The following is an 18,168-nucleotide window of genomic DNA, read 5'->3' on the forward strand; positions in this document are numbered from 1 at the left end:
TATTTTATGCTCGCCAATTACCCAGCGAATGCTATCGATGATATTGCTTTTACCGCAGCCGTTGGGCCCAATAACGCCGGTAATACCCTCATCAAAATGGAGGACGGTTTTATCGGCAAAACTTTTAAATCCTTTTATTTCTAAACTCTTTAAACGCACGGTTCTATATTTTAAGTGTTGCGGCAAATATAGCCCAATGCTTTAAGAAGTGAATTTGAATGTGTGCACGAGTTATTAACGGTTATGAGGAGGTTTTACACACCTTTATTGCAAAAAATGGTTATGTATGGAGGAAGGTTTTATTATCCGGGCTGAGGACAGCTTTGTGGTACATTGTTGCGTCGCACACTCGTGCGGTATACCTATTTGTGACTGTTACCTAGCGTAGTTGTCCGCTGAGATACGAAACTGGTTTAAAGAATAAATTGTCAATTCTTTTCTTGCAGTGAAATTTTATTTCGATTAACTTGGACATATGTTAAACACGAACTTATGAATGATAATAATGAAAATGAAGACATTGATCCAGCAGATTTGCTCTATCAGTTGTTGAATGAAGACTGGCAATCAGAGGAAGCGAGAGTAAGGAGTAGTTATATTAATTTGTTTGAAATTATGATATTAGAGAAAATCAATCACACACTGAATGACTGCTCGAAAAGATTTTATGCAAACGAGGATAGCCAAAGAAATGCACAAAGAATACAAATTCTTAGTAAGGAAACATTTGAAAATAGATCTTCTATAAAAAGAAATGAAGACCAACAATTTAATATTAATACAATTCAAGATTATGATTATTGGTTTAATTCGGTTTTTAAACAATGGGAATTTGATAGAGCTAAAATTGAAGAAAGTAATAGCTTTGAACGTGAAAAAATAACAGGATTAATTAGTCTACATGTAACTTCTGATTTATTAAAAAAGGCAAAAAATGTGGAATGGAAAACAATCAAAACAAATTTCAATTTAGAAAAAACTGCTGCTTCGTTTTTAAGCTATAGAACAGAAAATGATATTTTTTTTGAACAAAGAATAGAATTACAAGAAACTGATTATTTGGAAGCATGTAAACTAGGCCTTATTGAAGCAGATACAAAAATGAAAGCCCAAATTAGCTTACTGGTGTATTCAAATTTTTCAACTAAAATTAAAGAGGTTCAAAAAAGAGAAGAAAGAAGATATTTTAAAACTTCAGAATGGTACAATTACAAACAAAATCACAAAATAATTGATTTATATGGTGAAATATATGTTAGCACCATATTGGAAATATTTAAAACTAATAACCTTCCTGAACCTATTTACTATTGGCTTGAATACGATATTTATAAAATTCTTTTCAGTTCTGAATATGGCAATATCAACGAATACTCACAAATACAATCACCTCCGATATTAATTTTAAAATTAATTGCGGCATCTTACTTTTCGGATAGAAGCCTTGATGAAATAAAAAGGGATGAACGATTATCTGTTACCGAACAGGATTATTTTGAATGGTGCCGATTAGTTTTAACTGATATTTATGTTCAAAAAGAGCGTATGGAAGAAAATAGACAAGACCAAATTAATCAATGGTATTATGATAATTTCCCTGACAAACCATCAAGTGACAGGTATTCAGAGTATGGTGGTCCGCCTGACGGCTACGGCGGATATTTAACGGATGATTTCATTGATGATGCACTTGGCGGCGAACCTGATGCAAATTCAAATATCTCATGAACATGAATTGTAATAACGAAACTAAATCCAGTCGCACATATAGTTCTTTAAAGATTACAGCACAATAAAACTATTTTCAGCTGGTGGCGAAAGAAGTTCTTCTGGTAGCAAATGTTCTGAAACGCCAATTAAATCCGACCATTTATTTCTTAATGCCGGATGATTATCCAACGCCATTAATATAGCATCAGTCAATTTTGATCCAGTCTTATCAGGAACCTCATATTTCAATCCACTCACTTCCTTAATCTTCAATTTGGCATCTTCACTCATCTTGCTGTATTTTCCTTCCAGGAACAACTCGTAATCATCTTTCCAGAAATCCGGCACCTCAAATAAGAAATACTCTTTGTCACTAACCTGAGCCATCTTCATGAAGAAAGAAATGTTCATCACTGGCATACACTGTTGAACATCCTTCACCTCAACTGCTAACAGATATGTGTACCGCACCTGATAAGAATTAATAAAGTTGGTGCAGCCAAAAGCACTTACATTCAGGTTGAGAAATGGTAAGCCATACCAAGTACACAAGTTTTTTTCGTTTAATTTCTCAATAAATGGATCACGCATATTTTGCAAATTTGCAAGGAAATAAAATTTTCCCACAATCTCTTTTTAAATCCAATCCCCTCTCATATAAAATGTTTCTTCTTCTCCGCTTCCATTTTCCCTAACGACTAAATTAAATTCCTCAAACAATACTCGGCATTAAATCATTTCGCATTGGAAACGAAAGATTCGATGACAAAAATATCCAATTTTCTCTATGCAGCTTCTATGAATACCAGCATTTTGGTAATAAATTAATCTGAACATAATTTTATCATATCATTTTTTTTATTATCAAAAATACATATTCTATGACACACAAATTATTCTATGAGACTTATGAGATTTTATTTGGGGAACCAGAAACGATAAATTCAGGTACATCAAAAATTATGTCTAACCAGAGAAAAATCATTCTTAAGAAAAAAGCGACTGGTGAATTAATAAATACTGCTATTTATTCATCTTCAGAAGAACTTGGAGAGTTGATGGTATTAGAAAAATATTGCAGCCAGTAAAACTTCGTTGCCTTTCCACCTTTTGGCGCAAGTAACTCTTTTGCCTTTGTTGGTATTACCTCACAAAATAAAAAACTTAGCCTATCCAGACATGCCGCTGTTGTGTCTCTGACCAACGGGCGAAGCAAACGCAATTAAAGAGCAGTTAATAAAGAAAGTGCTGCACCAGGTCATTTATAGAATATTTCTTTTATCAGGCATTCACTTAATGAAACTCCGGTCGTTGCTCGGAGACACAACGACTTCATCCCATTTACAAACACCGTGTACTTCGGCAATGGAGAAAATATTATCTTCATCCCAGTAAAAAGATTGTATGAAACTTGACCGGTATGAATTAAAGTCTGATGACCAGCTTACAACTTTCGGCTTTTTAAGCGAAGGCCCAAAGGGTAAAATTGAAAAGGTCATTCAGTTTTCACTTGTAAACCAACATGACCTTTACAACCTTTCCCTGGGTGACAAAAATTCCCTGACAGGTGATATTGACGACATGATAGTTACCGATAACGGCGACAGTGAAAAGGTTCTTGCAACGGTGGTTGCGGCTATTTATGCCTTTTGCGACAAATTTCCGGAAGCATGGATTTATGCTACAGGAAGCACCACTGCAAGAACAAGGCTTTACAGAATTGGTATAAATAAATATTATGATGTGGTAGAAAATGATTTTGAAATATTTGGACAAACCCAAAATGAATGGGAAAGATATCAGAAAGGCAAAGACTATGAAGCATTCGTGATTCAACGAAAAAAATCTTAAATTTGAATTATGAAAAGCATCCTTGAATTAAACGACAAAAAAATCCCGGTAGTTCGTACTGACAAGTCATTAAACAAATACAGTAATGTTGTGCTTTTTCCTGAAAAAGTTGAGAAAGCAAAAAAGGCTTTCGAAAAAGCCGGGCTTCCAGATTTAAAAAAGAAGGGCCGTTAGTACCCAGAGCGTTTTTTTTGCCCTTGTTGGTCTTACTTCACAAAATAAAAAACTCAACCTATCCAGACTTGCCGCTGTTATGTCTCTGACCAACAGCCGAAGCCAACGCAATTAAAAAGCAGTTAATAGAGAAAGTAGTATATCAGATCATTTATAGAACATTTACTTTTATCAGGCATTCACTTAATGAAACTCCGGTAGAGGCTGGACTGCACCATTTTGGTGCAAGCAACTCTACAAATTATAAAACTTTTCTAGGCACAAGGGTGCAGGGTGGGCAAATTGCATTGGCAGTCCTAATGCCTGTTAAGCATTCAACAGCTATGCTTTAATAAACGCCCAATTTTAAAAGCTGCATTTTAAGAGAGTGCTCCTATGGAGCATAAGGTTATGTTACTTATTTATTACAAAGAAGTTGCTCCGATGGAGCGGGAGATACCAGCCGTACACAACCGGATAATATTTTCTGTCGTGTTGGTATTCCTTTCTCGGCAAGCGCAGAAACCGCTGTCTTGTTGCCTATCGTTACTAATTCCCGAATGGTTTACTATCGGCGACGCAGAAATAAGTCAGCATGTTTTATGCCTACCAATGCAGACACTTTTTTTAGCGTTATTTTTGTTTAAATAAATATTTTGTCCGAAAGATTTTACTTTAAATTTATAAGCATAAACAATCATTTATGGAAACGCTAACACTGGATAAAAAAAAGTTTGGCGTGATTGAGCAAGTTAAATTCGACAAACTACAATTGCTGGCTGCAAAAAAACAGCCCCCGCAAAAAACTTACGCTGGCTGCAGGTAAAAAATACGCCTGTAAAATGATCAGTAAATGGGCAAAAGGAAAGTAAGCATTTTAGAACCTGCCGCGGATACAATGACAGACATCACTCTTTTTATAGAAGACAAAGGAATGCCGGAGAGTGGCAAAAAATTTATAGATGAAACCTTTTTGCCGTTACCTGAATGGGACGGATCCACATCAGGAATTACTGCAAAAGCCAACAAAAAAATATGCAGACTATAACGCCTATGATATTCGCTATTTGCCTCCTTCGCGTTATAGCGCACAATACCATAAAAAACTCTACTGATAATTAGCTGGCAAAAAACAGCAGTACGAAATAAAAATAAACGCACGCACATCAAAAAACATTGTACACATCATATTCTGTTACCTTGTTTTAACTTACTTTAGCAAAGCAAAAAATTACGCCATACTACAACTCTTTCAACATGAAAAAAACGATCGTTTTATTTCTAACAGGTATTCTTTTTACGATAGTTGCTTTCGCTGATATTACACTGCCAAAAATATTTGGCAACAATATGGTACTCCAACGCAACAAGCCTATCAGTGTTTGGGGTTGGGCTGCACCCAACGAAAAAATAATGGTGCAATTTAACAAGCAAACAAAAAATACAACTGCAAATAAGGCGGGTAAGTGGCAGCTGTTTTTAGCTTCGGAAAATGCTGGCGGACCTTTTAAATTATCTGTAAAGGGAAATAATGAGGTCAACCTACAAAATATATTGGTTGGCGAAGTATGGGTTTGTAGTGGTCAATCCAATATGGAAATGCCCATTGCAGGTTGGGGCAAAATAAACAATTACCAAAATGAAATCAAGGAAGCCAACTATCCACAAATAAGGCATATCAAAGTACCCAACACCGTCAGCACTAAATTAAAAGACGATATTACCGGTGGCAACTGGCAGGTATGTAGTCCAGCTACCGCCGGAGATTTTTCTGCGGTTGCTTACTTCTTTGCGAGAGATCTTTACAATAAATTAAAAGTACCCATTGGGCTTATTAATACTTCCTGGGGCGGCACCATGTCTGAAGCATGGACGAGTGAAAAAGCATTTGCACAAAGCCCCGAATTAAACTATGTGGCCACTGCCATGAAAAATAACGATATCGAATCTTCCAGGAAAAACAGTGTTGAAACCGTGGTGAAACAAGTAGAAAAAATACAAGGAAGTTTTGATAATGCCGTCAATACAACTACCTGGAAAAACAGTGAATTTGATGATAGTAAATGGCCTGTAATGCAGTTGCCCGGCTTGTGGGAAAATCAGGGATTGGCATCGTTGGATGGCACTGTATGGTTTAGAAAAAATATTATTGTTAGTGATGCGGATGCAGGCAAAGCTGCCGTGTTAAACTTATCTATGATTGATGACAATGAACAAACTTATTTGAATGGCGTGCTGGTTGGCAACACCACTGGATATAACACCCAAAGGGAATATGCAATTGCCCCAGGTATTTTAAAAGCAGGTAAAAATACCATTGCAATAAAAGTTGATGACACCGGTGGTGGTGGTGGCGTTTACGGACTACCTGCAGATATGAAATTAACAATAGAAAATAATGTGCAATCCCTTGCAGGTAACTGGGCTTTTAGGGTTGCGCATATACTTTCATCTGCTACTGGTATTGGGCCCAACGATTACCCTGCTATGTTATTCAATGCCATGTTATACCCGTTGGTACAATTTAGTATTAAAGGTGCAATCTGGTACCAGGGCGAAACCAATGCAGGTCGTGCATATCAATACCGCACTGCTTTTCCTTTAATGATCAACGATTGGCGAACGCATTTTAAACAGGGTAACTTTCCATTTTTATTTGTGCAGTTATCTACCTTTGGTTCTGCAGAAGCCAACAGCAAAAATGGCAGCAACTGGGCTGAATTAAGAGAAGCGCAGGCGATGACATTAAGCTTACCTAATACAGGCATGGCGGTAATCACCGACATTGGAAACCCGGCAGACATACATCCAAAAAATAAACAAGATGTTGGCAAACGCCTTGCTTTCATTGCCTTGCATCATGTGTACAATAAACCCGGCGAATATACCGGCCCCCAATTTCAATCCATGAAAATTACAGGTAATAAAGTGGCGCTAACGTTTACGCACACTGGCAGCGGATTGATGGTAAAAGATAACGCCGGTAATATTGGTGGTTTTGAAATTGCCGGTGCCGATAAACAATTCCACGAAGCCAATGCAACCATTTACGGTGATAAAATTATGGTAACTGCCAACGATGTTTCGCAACCCGTAGCTGTGCGGTATAATTGGGTAAATGATGCCTCTGCAGGTAACCTCTTTAATAAAGAACAATTTCCCGCTGCACCCTTTCGCACCGATAAATGGGAAGGTATTACCGTAAAAAATAAATACACGGTTGGAAAGTAATGATGTGGTTGTAAATCATAATTATATTTGTCCAGGCAGTTGTTTTTTATGGCGGCATCCTTGCGTCGCACACTTGTACGGCAGGGCATTTTGGAACTTCTATTAAACTGTACTACTCAATAAAGCTGTGCCCAAAGATTGATATTTATTTGGCTTAGATAAATTTAGCAACATTGTTATCAACACAATTAAAATTTTTCGCTTGCTGTTGTTCCTCCCCCAACCAGACTAAAACATCGTCCACCGGAAGCCGGCGTTGTGTCTTATTACCAAAGGTCAAACATTTTTCCAGTGAGCTGTTCGCGTGCAAACATAAGCGCACAAATAGTTTTAATATCCTGTACAGATGATTTGAAATCTGCCAGCACAAAGTATTATTTCCTTACGTAAAATTTTATCGTTGAAACATTGATTATTCTGGAATGCTTTCTTCGTGCCATGTGCAAAATGGTAAACGCCTGCAATGTTGAACAAAAAGACACAACTCCGGCTTACATACACGGTAGTATATTATGATTGCACTGTGGCAGTTCCGCAACAATAAAAAGAGTTAGAATGCGAAAACTATCTGTACTCAGGCATCCCATTTTTTCACCAATAAAAAGGAGGCAAATATTATTACAGGCTGCAAGCAGATTATTTTAATTCAAATTAAAATAATCATTGAACTTCAATCGCTGAAAATTCTTCGCTTCCTTTTTCTGCATCAACAACCAAAAGTTTAGGCCGCAGTCCGTTGGTGTCAAAAGAAATAGTCTTAAATTCAGATTTAACAAAAACCTTATCGCCAAATTTAATGTGAACTTTTAGTGTAACGTCTTTTTCATTATAAATCCTTGCTAACAGGTTAAAATCACCCTCTTTGAAAATTTTAAAAATATAACCTGTGCCATTTTTAGAAGTGCACATTATATTCTCATCAAAGTAAAGTAAATAATCAACTTTTCCTGCAATAAACTTATCGGGTCTGTACACATATAATAAAGCAAAAGGGGACTTACTGCTAAAATTTATTTTTTTTAGTGATGTGGTTGCCGGTACATGCTCAAACATAGTATTATTTGCAGCGACCAGTTTTTTCTGAAACCATATCGTATCTGCTAAAAGATATTTACCAGCCACTTTATCAATGTAAATATGATAGCTGTAAAAATCATCTGTTGTACTTTCAATTTTAGTAATCAAACTATGGGCTTTTGCAAAGGTTCTTAATTCATCGGTAAGCTTAGCACTTCCCGATATAAAATAAAGGCTATAAGTACAATCATTTAACCATGATATTTTCCAGAGAGAGCTATCTCCGGTACTTAAATCTCTCTCGGTTTGTATATCGCCTTTCCTGGTTAACTGATATTGCTTTGAAGAATTTTTGGGATATGAATAAAAGACTCCTTCTTTTAATTCTTTACAGGTTTTTATTTGCGCAATCGTAACTGATGTATAAGGCAAGATCAATAAAAAAAGCAGTAGACTTTTCATGTTACCGGAATTTAATTAAACGCATAATTGTTAGTGGCGATGCGAAGTTAAACATTCCTTTATACAAGTTTATTTTTCTCCGTCGCTTGTTTGTTCCGTCAGTTTCGCCGCCTGATATTTCAATGATACCAACACTACCTGCAAAATCCCGACGAAGAAAAGAGCTACAACCTGCATACACAAAACGCAGCTTTTTTATATTTTATACTAAGGCTTTCGTGCTAAAACACAGCTATACATTTTTATTTATAAAACTGCAACATAAAGGATGTGCGCATATTCGATGAGAAGAGTGTTAGATGCCGTGGTTTTGCTGATGCAGACGTTTTTAACATTAGAAGCATACTGCGAAAACTCCGCTGGAAAATAATATTGTGCTGCAGCATTACTATGTAGCAACCATTTTCTTTTTTACAGCCCTGCAAATCAGTATTGCAGATATATTTGAGTAAATTGTGTGACCTATGTTGAAAAAAATGGATGAAATAGAGCGGCTCAAAGAGGTAAATTCTTATAAAATAGAAGACACACTTAGTGAAAAGGATTATGATGATATAGCATTTATAGCATCTGCAATATGCGGTACACCGATTGCCCTTGTTACGCTGATGTACCAGGACAGGCAATGGTTTAAAGCCGCGGTGGGTACCGATTTGAAAGAAAATAAACGAGCGCTTTCTTTTTGTTTACATGCAATAGCAGGAGAGGAAGATGTGATGGTGGTGGAAGATGCACAGCAAGATGACCGGTTTAAAAACAACCCGCTGGTGCAAGACGGACCAAAATTAGTTTTTTATGCAGGCGCTCCAATTGTAACAAAAAATGGATACAGCATCGGTACCGTTTGTGTTTACGACACAGTAAAAAAAACGCTTACCGATAACCAGAGAAAAGGGTTGAAAATTTTATCTGAACAGGTAATGGGTTTGCTGGAATTGCGAACGCAAAATTTGCAATTGCAAATGATGAAAGCACAGCTGGAAAACAGCAATAAAAGCCTGGAAACTTTTGCCATGGTAGTGGCACATGATATAAAATCGTCTTTAGCCAGTGTGGCCCTTGCCAATGAAATGTTAGATAAACAAGTGAACGAATGGCAGCAGGGCACAAAAGAACTTACAGGTATCATTAAAAGAAATGTAGAAAAAATAACCAGGATGGTAGAGGGAATACTGAATAATTCTAAAATTACTGACAAATACAATAAAATAGAAGCCATAGCACTTATCGTTTTTTTGGAGGAACTAAAAAACATCCTTCCATCTCCCAAGCCGCTCACGTTTCTTTATGCCGCTACTATGGATATCGTTTATTTTAACAGGGTACAGCTTGAACAGATATTTAATAATTTATTTTCCAATGCAATAAGGTACAATGATAAGGAACAGGTAGAAATAAAGATAGCAGCAAGCGAGCAGGAAGGCTATTATAATTTTGATGTTACTGATAACGGTATGGGTATAGAAGTCGAAAACCAGGCTTCTATTTTTGAACTTTTTAGCACGGTAGCAGAAAAAGATAATTATGGGCTTGAAAGCAGCGGTATAGGATTAAATATTGTAAAAAAAATCATAACAGCTGCAGAGGGGGATATTAAAGTAAATTCAATACCCGGTAAATACACTTCATTTTTATTTCGATTAAAAGTACAGGAAAGAAGTTAGTTTTAAAATCTAGTTTCATGGCACATAGATATAATAAAATGTGTAAGCCATCAGGCCCAGGACTTTGTACTGTTGCCCACCGATATTATTCCTCAAACTTTGATCCACCCAAGGTTTTCGCGGCCTGATCTTCAATAATAATGAAACTATCTGCGAAACCCCGAAGCTGAAAAGAGCAATAACCTGCATCCACTAAACGCTGCCTTTTTATAATTTTATCTTCTGGTAATAAAGCTAAAACATACCGATATGTTTTATACTTACTTCATCCCCTTGTTATTGTTGTTGGTTCTTATCATGTTAAACTAATTGCCAATTTAAAACTAATTCTTTTTCGTGGTTCATGTAGCGGGCTAATCAGTTTTTTCAAAGCAACGAAAATCAGTTAAATACAATCCTCATTTTTCGCTGTCCTGCTACCTTGTTTCATCAACTCTTTTTTAAATTTTTAGAGCTTTAATAAATGTCTTTATGCGTAAACAAAATTTCAGCTTGTTAAAGACTCTTATGATACAAATATTTACTTCTCTTGATCTGTAACTATTCAAAACACAAATAACATAGCAACGTTCTGTTTACCGGAATATCAGGTTTTTAAATTTTGTTTCCGTAAACTGAATCATAAAATTTTCCGGGAAGCATTTTAAATTTCTTTTTACAGCTTTGTTTAAACTGCCGTTGTTACAAAGTAAAGTTCTGCCTGGTCTTTATCCAACATTATTTTTGCTTTCGGATGTACTAAATTTTATTCACGATTATTTCATCATGAACGGTTATTTTTTTTAATGTATTTGCCCGGTTGATTTTTTAAAATATAACAAATCTTTATTTTATGGTATCGTAAAATACGACAGCTTTCGCCATTAGCACTCGCTCCCGCAGCCTACCATTACTTACCCCCAATCGATATTCTATCAGAAACGTTGAACTATATCCTGCATGTTTTTACTATTACTGTACAAATGAAAGAACCTAAAATATTTGTAATTCAGTAATGTATCGACAAGGGTTAGCGCCGGCGTCTTAAAGATAGTTAAGACAAACTAATACATTTTTGTAGGTTATTGAAATGAAAAATAAATAAAACCTGTGTAGTAAAAAAGTATTACCAATATTCCAAAAATTACGATCTCAGGTTTGTTTAAGACTTTAGAACCTGGATAATTTTCGCCTCAATGGAAAAACTATGAGACCCTATGTCTGACACATAAGAAATACGCATATTATTGGCATCAACAATTTTTTTAACGATAGCAAGGCCAAGTCCATTCGATGCTTCATCCTGTTCTTTGGATGACTGCATACGGCTAAACAATTTCTCTTTCGATATTGGTTTTTGCAAGCTGGTATTACTAATGGTGTAACTGTTTGCTGATGTGGCGATAGATATTGTTCCACCCTGATAATTGTATTTTACAGCGTTACCCAACAAGTTAGTGATAAGCGAATCAGCTAAAAACGGATGAAGCTTTACTTCAAAATTTTCATCGAATGTTGTCTGGATATTCAGTTGCTTCTCTGTAATAAATTCATTGAAAAGCTGCAGATATTTTTTTGTAACATCGGTTAGGTTAACAGTTTCAATGGTGGTGTATTGATTATTCTCAATTTTTGCCAGCAACAGTAAACTTTGGCTAAGCTTACCCAGGCGGTTCAACACGTCAGATGCCTGCAGAACGGATTGAATTTGCTCTTCGGTTAAATTACTATCCTGAAGTAATAGTTCCATTTTGCTTTGTGCCACAGCAATAGGAGTCTGCATTTCATGTGCTGCATTCTCCGTAAATTCTTTCATGTTTACATAATCGCGGTATATTTTGCTTGTCATGAAATTCAACGATTCGTTCAGTTCATTAAATTCTCTTGTGCCTGTTTTTTCAAAATGCAGTGCCTCCATTTTTTGTAATTCTGCAGCCCGTATTTTATTTAGTGAACGGCGGAACGGCGCCCAGATATTTTTGCTGATGACCCAGTTAAAAATAACGGTTGCAGCAAAAAGCAGTACAAAAACCAACAGTACAATATTAGTAATATCCTTTACCAAAGCAGCTTTTTGCGTCTGCGATTGCCGGATGGTAATCTGATAAGGTGCATCGTTGATGGACACAACCTGCGACAGTTGCCGGTAAGGTATTGTTTCGTTTCCTTTTGCATCTTGGCCGTACGTATTCTCAATCCGTGGATACCCGGTTAGTGCTGCACCAGTAGGAACAATCACAATTTCAGGAGTCTTTAAACTAAAACTGGTGCCGTTTTCCAATGTTGTTTCCAGGTACCTGATCCATTCTGTTTCATCGCTAACCAGTTCCTGGTCGCTCCGGTTATTTATTTCTTTGCTAAACTTGTTAAAAAGAAAAAATGCCGCCAGGGAAAGCAGCGGAATGATAACCGCCAAAAAATAAAGCGTTGTCTTTGTAAGAAGCCGCATACAGCAATAATTAAAAATGATACATTATCTATCAGTAAACCGGTAACCAGCGTTGTACACCGTTTTTATATAATCTTCGCATCGGGCATCTATCAGTTTTTTACGAAGGTTTTTAATGTGGGTGTAAATAAAATCGTAATTGCTTACATGCACGTATTCGTCGCCCCAGATATGTTCGGCTATTGCGGTTTTAGTAAGCAACCGATGCTGGTTGGCAATAAAATATTCCAGCAGTTTGTATTCTTTATCTGTAAGGTCTATGCGTTTGCCGCTCACTGTTATCCATTGACCCTCCGCTTCCAGTTTTATTTCGTTGAACTGGATAACTTTGCTGCCTTCAAATTTCCTTCGCCGTAATATGGCGTTTATGCGTGCGGTAAGTTCCGATAAATAAAACGGTTTGGCAAGATAATCATCGGCACCCAAATCAAGTCCGTTCAGTTTATCTTCCAATGCATTTTTGGCCGAAATGATGATGATACCCGCTTTCGACTCCATGTATTTCAACTCTTTCACGATGTCAAGCCCACTGCCATAAGGTAAACCAATATCCACCACAATGCAGTCATAAACAAATTCTGCAACTTTGGCTTTGCCACTTAAAAAATCGCTTACCGCTTCGCACACAAAACCCTGGTGTTCCAGATATTTTACAATGGATTCCTGCAAAGCCTTTTCATCTTCTATAATTAAAATTTTCATTGTAATGATTGACCGTTGGGAAACTGAAATTAAGCTATTGAATTATGCCTGTGTACTTTTAATTCTTTTTCACTAAAATGTTTTACATCAAACCACAAAGGATGCTATGCAATGCAGCCTTGTATTCAATAAAAAAACTGCCCTCAAAGGCAGCTTTTTATTGAATTATTGTAGGTTACTGATTGCCATCGCTTTGATCTGGCTGATTGTTTTCAGTTGGCTGGCCTGGCTGCCTGTTGCTGGCAGATTCTCCTTTTAGTGTGCCTGTAGCAGTGGTTGCTGATCCATTGTGCGTAAAAGTTATTTCCACCTTATTACCGGGGCGTAAAGCAGAAATCTTTTCTACCATTTCTGTGCCTGTGTTTATGGTACTTCCGTTTATTTTGATGATAAAATCACCTTTTTGCACACCTGCTTCTTCTGCCGCACTGCCGTTTGTTACTTCCATAACATACACACCAGTTCCTTCGGGGATATTATTTTTTTGGCGGTCAGCTTCGCTCATTTTGTCGTTGCCGAACATTACACCCAGATAAGCCCGTTTGGCACTGCCATATTTAATGATGTCGCCGGCAACCCTACCCACCAGGTTAGATGGAATGGCATACGAATAACCCGCATAGGAGCCAGTAGGCGAAGCAATGGCGCTGTTGATGCCAATTAGTTCACCTTTTGTGTTTACAAGTGCACCGCCACTGTTGCCGGGGTTTACAGCAGCATCCGTTTGGATGAATGATTCTATTGGAGAATTGCTGTTATGGCTATTGATACCTATACTTCTGGCTTTTGCACTTACAATGCCGGAGGTTACGGTGGTTTCCAGGTTTAATGGATATCCGATAGCCAATACCCATTGGCCAACATGCACATCATCTGAATTGGCAAAATTGAGGTAAGCCAGATTGTTAGCCTCAATTTTGATTACAGCCAGATCGCTGCTGGGATCGGTACCGATTACTTTAGCTTTGTAGTCTTTTTTATCGTTGAGGGTTACTACCAGGTCTTCAGCTTTATCTACCACATGGTTATTGGTAACAATATAACCATCGGCACTGATGGCTACGCCGGAGCCAGAAGCAACCTGCCTTTCGCTACCGCTGCCTTCACCCTGGTACGACATGCCGTCTGGACCGTTGCCGTCATCATTTCCCTGTTGGTTGTTTTGAGCAAACGGATTGGAACTGGCAATTCTTCCCCGTTGCATCACTTTAATATGAACCACTGCAGGTGAAGCTTTAGCAGCAGCGTACTCAAAATCAACAGTAGGCGTGGTTGCTGAATTTTCTGTGTAGCTGGTTTGTTTAAAAAGAGATGTTGCGGCTGGCATGTTTGCCGATAAATTTTCATTCTTATACTTGCCGTATACCTGGCCGGCGCCGTAAACAGCTGCACCTATTGCGACAGCTGTTATAAATGTTTTAAAATTCATGAGTGTCATTTTTTTAGTTGAATAATAGAGCAAATGTGGAAGCGGCTCATGAATAGATTCTGAGGAAAATTGTAAAGAACTTGTTAAACGTAATCAACCTGGCGGATAAATTCAAAAAATATTTCTTTAAAATTGACCTGTTTATTTGTTGAATATATTTTTGAATATTAAAACAGAACTCTGTAAACGAACTGATAGTTGAATAAGTTTGGAAATAATTTTATTGTATATTTCAATTCTCTTTATCAGTAAGCAGATATAAGTGGTGCCTGTAAAAAATGCCTTCCTTCCCAGCAACGTCTCTCAACAAGCTTAAGCAGGGCCGGGGACGTTGTGTGTACAAGGATTACTCTTTGCTTTTATTGAAATTCACTTCTTCGATCTCCCTAAAGTTTGTAACAGGATAAATGCCTTGTACCCCTGTTAAATAAATCTTGCAATGCTATGAATGTATTCAATTGCATTAACTGCAAGCTGTCGTTTACCCGTACAGGAGTTGTTGTGCATATAGTCCAGTTTATGCCACACAAATTCGTTGCTTCTGCGATCTTTCCAGTCAAAGAAAAGTTCCCGTACTTCATGCAGTTTTTTATTTATTTTTCTGGTAGCTTCTACGCCTCCGGCTAAATGTTCTAACAAGGTTATCTCATATTTTTTTCCACCGGTTAATAATTTCATACACCATAAATCTTTTATCATTGCCGATGATAGTATCGATGCTTTGCGTAGTATTTATAAAACTGATTAATGCATGCACCTGATTGGGCATTATAGCATATCCATTTATAAAATGGTGGTTGCTTTTTAAATGATCAAACCATTTGTAAATAATATCATACTCATTTATTGTATGCATTAATGACAGCCATTGGTAACCAATAAATATTATAAAAAACATTCCGTTGTTAGGTGGTATGGCTCGTTTTACTGGCATGAAATAAAGTTACTACAGTAAATATCGCTTAGGCATTTCGGCTCAGTTGTTTTGTGTCTCCAAAGAAATTATTTCGTTTGTCTAATAAAATATTGCTCCGTAGTAAGCAACGTCCCTGGCCAACACAGGGCTTTGTAGGAGACGTTGCTGCGAAGGAAAGCTTTTTTTCATTAATTTATTCGTACCCATTTTCCTTAAGTTAACGACTATGGTGAGGACACCGACCACGGAAGAAAAAAACTTACAAGCCTTTTTAAGTTAGCAGATATTGATAGTGATAAAGTATTTAAAACCCGTTATCATGCTTTTGTTACCAATCAAAGTTTACCAGCAAATGAAATTTGGGAACAGTATAAACGCCGGGGCGATTCAGAAAACAGGATAAAAGAGCTAAAAGAAGATTTTAGGATGCAGGGATTTTGTATGGATGATTTTTGTGCCACAGAAACAGCCATGCGTTTTGTAATGGTGGGGTATAATTTAATGAGTTTAATGCGACGGGTAACGCTTCAAAAGCAGCCCAGCCCAACACTTGCTACATTAAGATTCAACTGCTTTGCAGTTGGCTCTTGGATCGAAAGCAACGTACTTAAAATGTCTGTACCTCTCAAAAGAAGGCAATGGTATGATAGCCTTTTCTCTTTTATTGAAAATACAAAACTGCCATTAAGTCTAACGGGGTAGTTCTATTGCAAAATATGGGTTAAATAATTATAGAGTAAAACAGGAATGAAAAAATGCGTAAAAAAGTGCTACTGTATTTGTAAATAAAAACGGCGGCCATTTTTGTGGCCGCCGTTGAGCGTAGGTTTTTAATATATTAATTCGCTTTAATTACTTTCAGTAGTTTTCTTTCATTTCCCTGCATTACTTCAACAAAGTAAGTTCCGTTTGTCCATCTTTCTCCCAAACGCAAGGTAGCAGATGATCCTATCTTTTGGTTCAATTGTATTATGTTTCCATAAACATCTGTTACCCTCACAGTTACTGGTTCCGCAGCTTTTCCTTTAATAATAAGGTTAAACACAGAAGTGGTTGGGTTAGGCATTACTTTAGCTTCCAGAGCTGTTACGGCTGCTGACACAGGAGCTGGCGTAATTACTACTCTTGCTGCGCCTCCGTTGGCATTATGGATTACAATAGAACCTCCGGCTATTGCAGTCGTCGGAGTTCCGTTATTGTCAAGACCTGCATTGTTGTCATAAACAATTGCGCTTGTGGAAGTGTTCCATATTTTCATACGGAATTTATCAATATTACCACCGCCATTCACCTGTCCATCAACAGCAGAAACCATGAAACTATAACCTGCAACTCCGTTGATGGTACCAACTCCTTGATAAATGGCTTGAGATCCGGCTATTACAAGTGAACCAGTAGAGTAGGATGAACTGCTGAAATTCAGGTTACCTTCCTGGAACTGAAATTCTGTATTGCCGTCTGGAATATTAGACCCTTTTTTGTATTTAGACGAAAATCCAAAGTTAGCTTTGCCGGATACCTGCATATAAGGTAAGCTTGGAACAATTGGGGATATTATCCAACCACCTCCAGTAACAAAGCCGCCGTTGGGATCATATACTGGTAAGTAAGCTGCAGATGAAGTGGCACAGTTGGCGCCAGCTACAGCAGTTATTTTGTATACTTCTACCGGTAAACCACTTGCAGAAATGGTTGCCATACCAACACTACCAACGGCGCTGCTTGTTGTAGTAGAATAAGTGTAGATGCCTCCATTACCGTTATCAAGTGTAAAGGTTACCGGGACACCTCCGACTGCTGGGGTAATTGTCGCTGAAAGAAGCGCACTGGTTCCTAATGGTACAGGGGTGCTGCTTGCTGACGCATCGATACCGGTGATTGCATTAATTGTAAGCATGCCATTAACAGGAATTATTGTATAGTTACTAAGGGTGGTACCTGTCACCGAAGGCACTATAGCATAATTGCCGGCGCCAGAAGCGGCTGTGGCACTTGTTGAGAAACTTAATGTAAATGTCTCGCTATTTTTCTGTCCGCTGTAAGAACCTGTGAAGCTTGGGTTGCTTTGGCCGCAATATTTGTTTGCATTAGCGGCGGTAATGGTTAAGGTGGCTTTGACTATTGTGAGAGTGCCTGGAGCATAACTGATACTGTAGTTTCCGAGACCGCTGCCTGTTGCTAAACTTGGGGTTATTGTATATATCGGACCAGGTGTGGTTACGGTCGCTGTGGCAGCGGCTCCAGCAGAACTAAGGGTAACACTCGCTACTGCATCACTATTTACGAGGTCACCTGCATGAGACGTAAACTCAGTACCTGCAAATGTCACAGCATCACCATAAGTTTTAGTTCTATCATTAGCGGTGATGAGTAAAGCCTTTTTTGTTACAGTCAGCGCTCCGTTAGGATTGGAAACAGTATAGTTTGCTAACCTGTTACCAGCATCCACCAGTGTACCTATGATTGGATAAGTAGAACCGGCTACGGTTGCATTGGCTGCATCACCTGTGCTGGCACGGGTAACAGAGATCACATCCCCTGCAACAATACCTGTGATAGACCCGGTGTAGTCTGTATTGGTAAGTGTTACACCGTATACTTTAGA

At 37.7% G+C, this 18,168-nt stretch carries 18 protein-coding genes; 9 read left to right on the forward strand and 9 right to left on the reverse strand.

What is annotated here, in order from left to right; genetic code table 11:
• Positions 1 to 159 (reverse strand): AAA family ATPase (locus tag H7254_RS21560; RefSeq protein ID WP_367875457.1); only part of this gene is annotated, 159 nt, incomplete at its 3' end.
• Positions 160 to 492: 333 nt separating this feature from the next.
• Here H7254_RS21560 and H7254_RS18670 point away from each other — a divergent pair.
• Positions 493 to 1,728 (forward strand): hypothetical protein, encoded by a 1,236-nt coding sequence (locus H7254_RS18670; RefSeq protein ID WP_301934415.1) that lies wholly within the window; start codon positions 493 to 495, stop codon positions 1,726 to 1,728.
• 54 nt (positions 1,729 to 1,782) lie between these two features.
• Here H7254_RS18670 and H7254_RS18675 read toward each other — a convergent pair whose 3' ends face one another.
• Positions 1,783 to 2,301, reverse strand: a complete 519-nt coding sequence (locus tag H7254_RS18675; protein WP_301934416.1) for a hypothetical protein — start codon at positions 2,299 to 2,301, stop codon at positions 1,783 to 1,785.
• 290 nt (positions 2,302 to 2,591) lie between these two features.
• On the opposite strand from H7254_RS18675, the gene H7254_RS18680 reads away from it, so the two are divergent.
• The 6 genes from H7254_RS18680 (at position 2,592) to H7254_RS18705 (ending at position 6,945) form a co-directional block, all read left to right on the forward strand.
• Positions 2,592 to 2,798 (forward strand): hypothetical protein, encoded by a 207-nt coding sequence (locus H7254_RS18680; protein ID WP_301934417.1) that lies wholly within the window; start codon positions 2,592 to 2,594, stop codon positions 2,796 to 2,798.
• 316 nt (positions 2,799 to 3,114) lie between these two features.
• A complete protein-coding gene (locus H7254_RS18685) occupies positions 3,115 to 3,561 on the forward strand; it encodes a hypothetical protein (protein WP_301934418.1) in 447 nt (148 codons plus the stop codon).
• A 9-nt stretch (positions 3,562 to 3,570) separates the two neighbouring features.
• Positions 3,571 to 3,735: a hypothetical protein gene (locus H7254_RS18690; RefSeq protein WP_301934419.1), complete on the forward strand. Its 165-nt coding sequence runs from the start codon at positions 3,571 to 3,573 to the stop codon at positions 3,733 to 3,735.
• A gap of 682 nt (positions 3,736 to 4,417) precedes the next feature.
• Positions 4,418 to 4,540 (forward strand): hypothetical protein, encoded by a 123-nt coding sequence (locus H7254_RS18695; RefSeq protein ID WP_301923575.1) that lies wholly within the window; start codon positions 4,418 to 4,420, stop codon positions 4,538 to 4,540.
• A 27-nt stretch (positions 4,541 to 4,567) separates the two neighbouring features.
• The gene (locus H7254_RS18700) at positions 4,568 to 4,762 is read left to right on the forward strand and encodes a hypothetical protein (protein ID WP_301934420.1); all 195 of its coding nucleotides are present in this window, start codon (positions 4,568 to 4,570) and stop codon (positions 4,760 to 4,762) included.
• Between the two features lie 209 nt (positions 4,763 to 4,971).
• Positions 4,972 to 6,945, forward strand: coding sequence for a sialate O-acetylesterase (locus tag H7254_RS18705; protein WP_301934421.1), 1,974 nt, complete (start codon positions 4,972 to 4,974; stop codon positions 6,943 to 6,945).
• 660 nt (positions 6,946 to 7,605) lie between these two features.
• Here the strand turns inward: H7254_RS18705 and H7254_RS18710 are convergent.
• Positions 7,606 to 8,424 carry a hypothetical protein gene (locus H7254_RS18710; RefSeq protein WP_301934422.1) on the reverse strand — a complete coding sequence of 273 codons (819 nt, stop codon included), beginning with the start codon at positions 8,422 to 8,424 and terminating at the stop codon, positions 7,606 to 7,608.
• A 464-nt stretch (positions 8,425 to 8,888) separates the two neighbouring features.
• Here H7254_RS18710 and H7254_RS18715 point away from each other — a divergent pair, with 464 nt between their 5' ends.
• On the forward strand, positions 8,889 to 10,088 hold the full coding sequence (locus H7254_RS18715; RefSeq protein ID WP_301934423.1) for a GAF domain-containing sensor histidine kinase: 1,200 nt from the start codon (positions 8,889 to 8,891) through the stop codon (positions 10,086 to 10,088).
• Positions 10,089 to 11,229: 1,141 nt separating this feature from the next.
• On the opposite strand, the gene H7254_RS18720 is transcribed toward H7254_RS18715, so the two are convergent.
• The 5 genes from H7254_RS18720 to H7254_RS18740 all read right to left on the reverse strand — a co-directional run bounded on the left by H7254_RS18720 (position 11,230) and on the right by H7254_RS18740 (position 15,581).
• Positions 11,230 to 12,516 (reverse strand): ATP-binding protein, encoded by a 1,287-nt coding sequence (locus H7254_RS18720; protein WP_301934424.1) that lies wholly within the window; start codon positions 12,514 to 12,516, stop codon positions 11,230 to 11,232.
• A 24-nt stretch (positions 12,517 to 12,540) separates the two neighbouring features.
• Positions 12,541 to 13,218 carry a response regulator transcription factor gene (locus tag H7254_RS18725; RefSeq protein ID WP_301934425.1) on the reverse strand — a complete coding sequence of 226 codons (678 nt, stop codon included), beginning with the start codon at positions 13,216 to 13,218 and terminating at the stop codon, positions 12,541 to 12,543.
• 175 nt (positions 13,219 to 13,393) lie between these two features.
• The gene (locus tag H7254_RS18730) at positions 13,394 to 14,647 is read right to left on the reverse strand and encodes a S1C family serine protease (RefSeq protein WP_301934426.1); all 1,254 of its coding nucleotides are present in this window, start codon (positions 14,645 to 14,647) and stop codon (positions 13,394 to 13,396) included.
• 423 nt (positions 14,648 to 15,070) lie between these two features.
• Complete coding sequence (locus tag H7254_RS18735; protein WP_301934427.1) at positions 15,071 to 15,325, reverse strand: hypothetical protein; 255 nt, start codon at positions 15,323 to 15,325, stop codon at positions 15,071 to 15,073.
• A complete protein-coding gene (locus tag H7254_RS18740; RefSeq protein ID WP_301934428.1) occupies positions 15,294 to 15,581 on the reverse strand; it encodes a hypothetical protein in 288 nt (95 codons plus the stop codon). The genes H7254_RS18735 and H7254_RS18740 overlap by 32 nt, the downstream gene beginning before the upstream one ends.
• A gap of 267 nt (positions 15,582 to 15,848) precedes the next feature.
• On the opposite strand from H7254_RS18740, the gene H7254_RS18745 reads away from it, so the two are divergent.
• The gene (locus H7254_RS18745; RefSeq protein WP_301934430.1) at positions 15,849 to 16,265 is read left to right on the forward strand and encodes a transposase; all 417 of its coding nucleotides are present in this window, start codon (positions 15,849 to 15,851) and stop codon (positions 16,263 to 16,265) included.
• A gap of 136 nt (positions 16,266 to 16,401) precedes the next feature.
• On the opposite strand, the gene H7254_RS18750 is transcribed toward H7254_RS18745, so the two are convergent.
• Positions 16,402 to 18,168: MBG domain-containing protein (locus H7254_RS18750; RefSeq protein WP_301934429.1), on the reverse strand; the 1,767-nt coding region annotated here is incomplete at its 5' end.

Source organism: Ferruginibacter sp. (genome assembly GCF_014377975.1).
GTDB lineage: Bacteria > Bacteroidota > Bacteroidia > Chitinophagales > Chitinophagaceae > Ferruginibacter.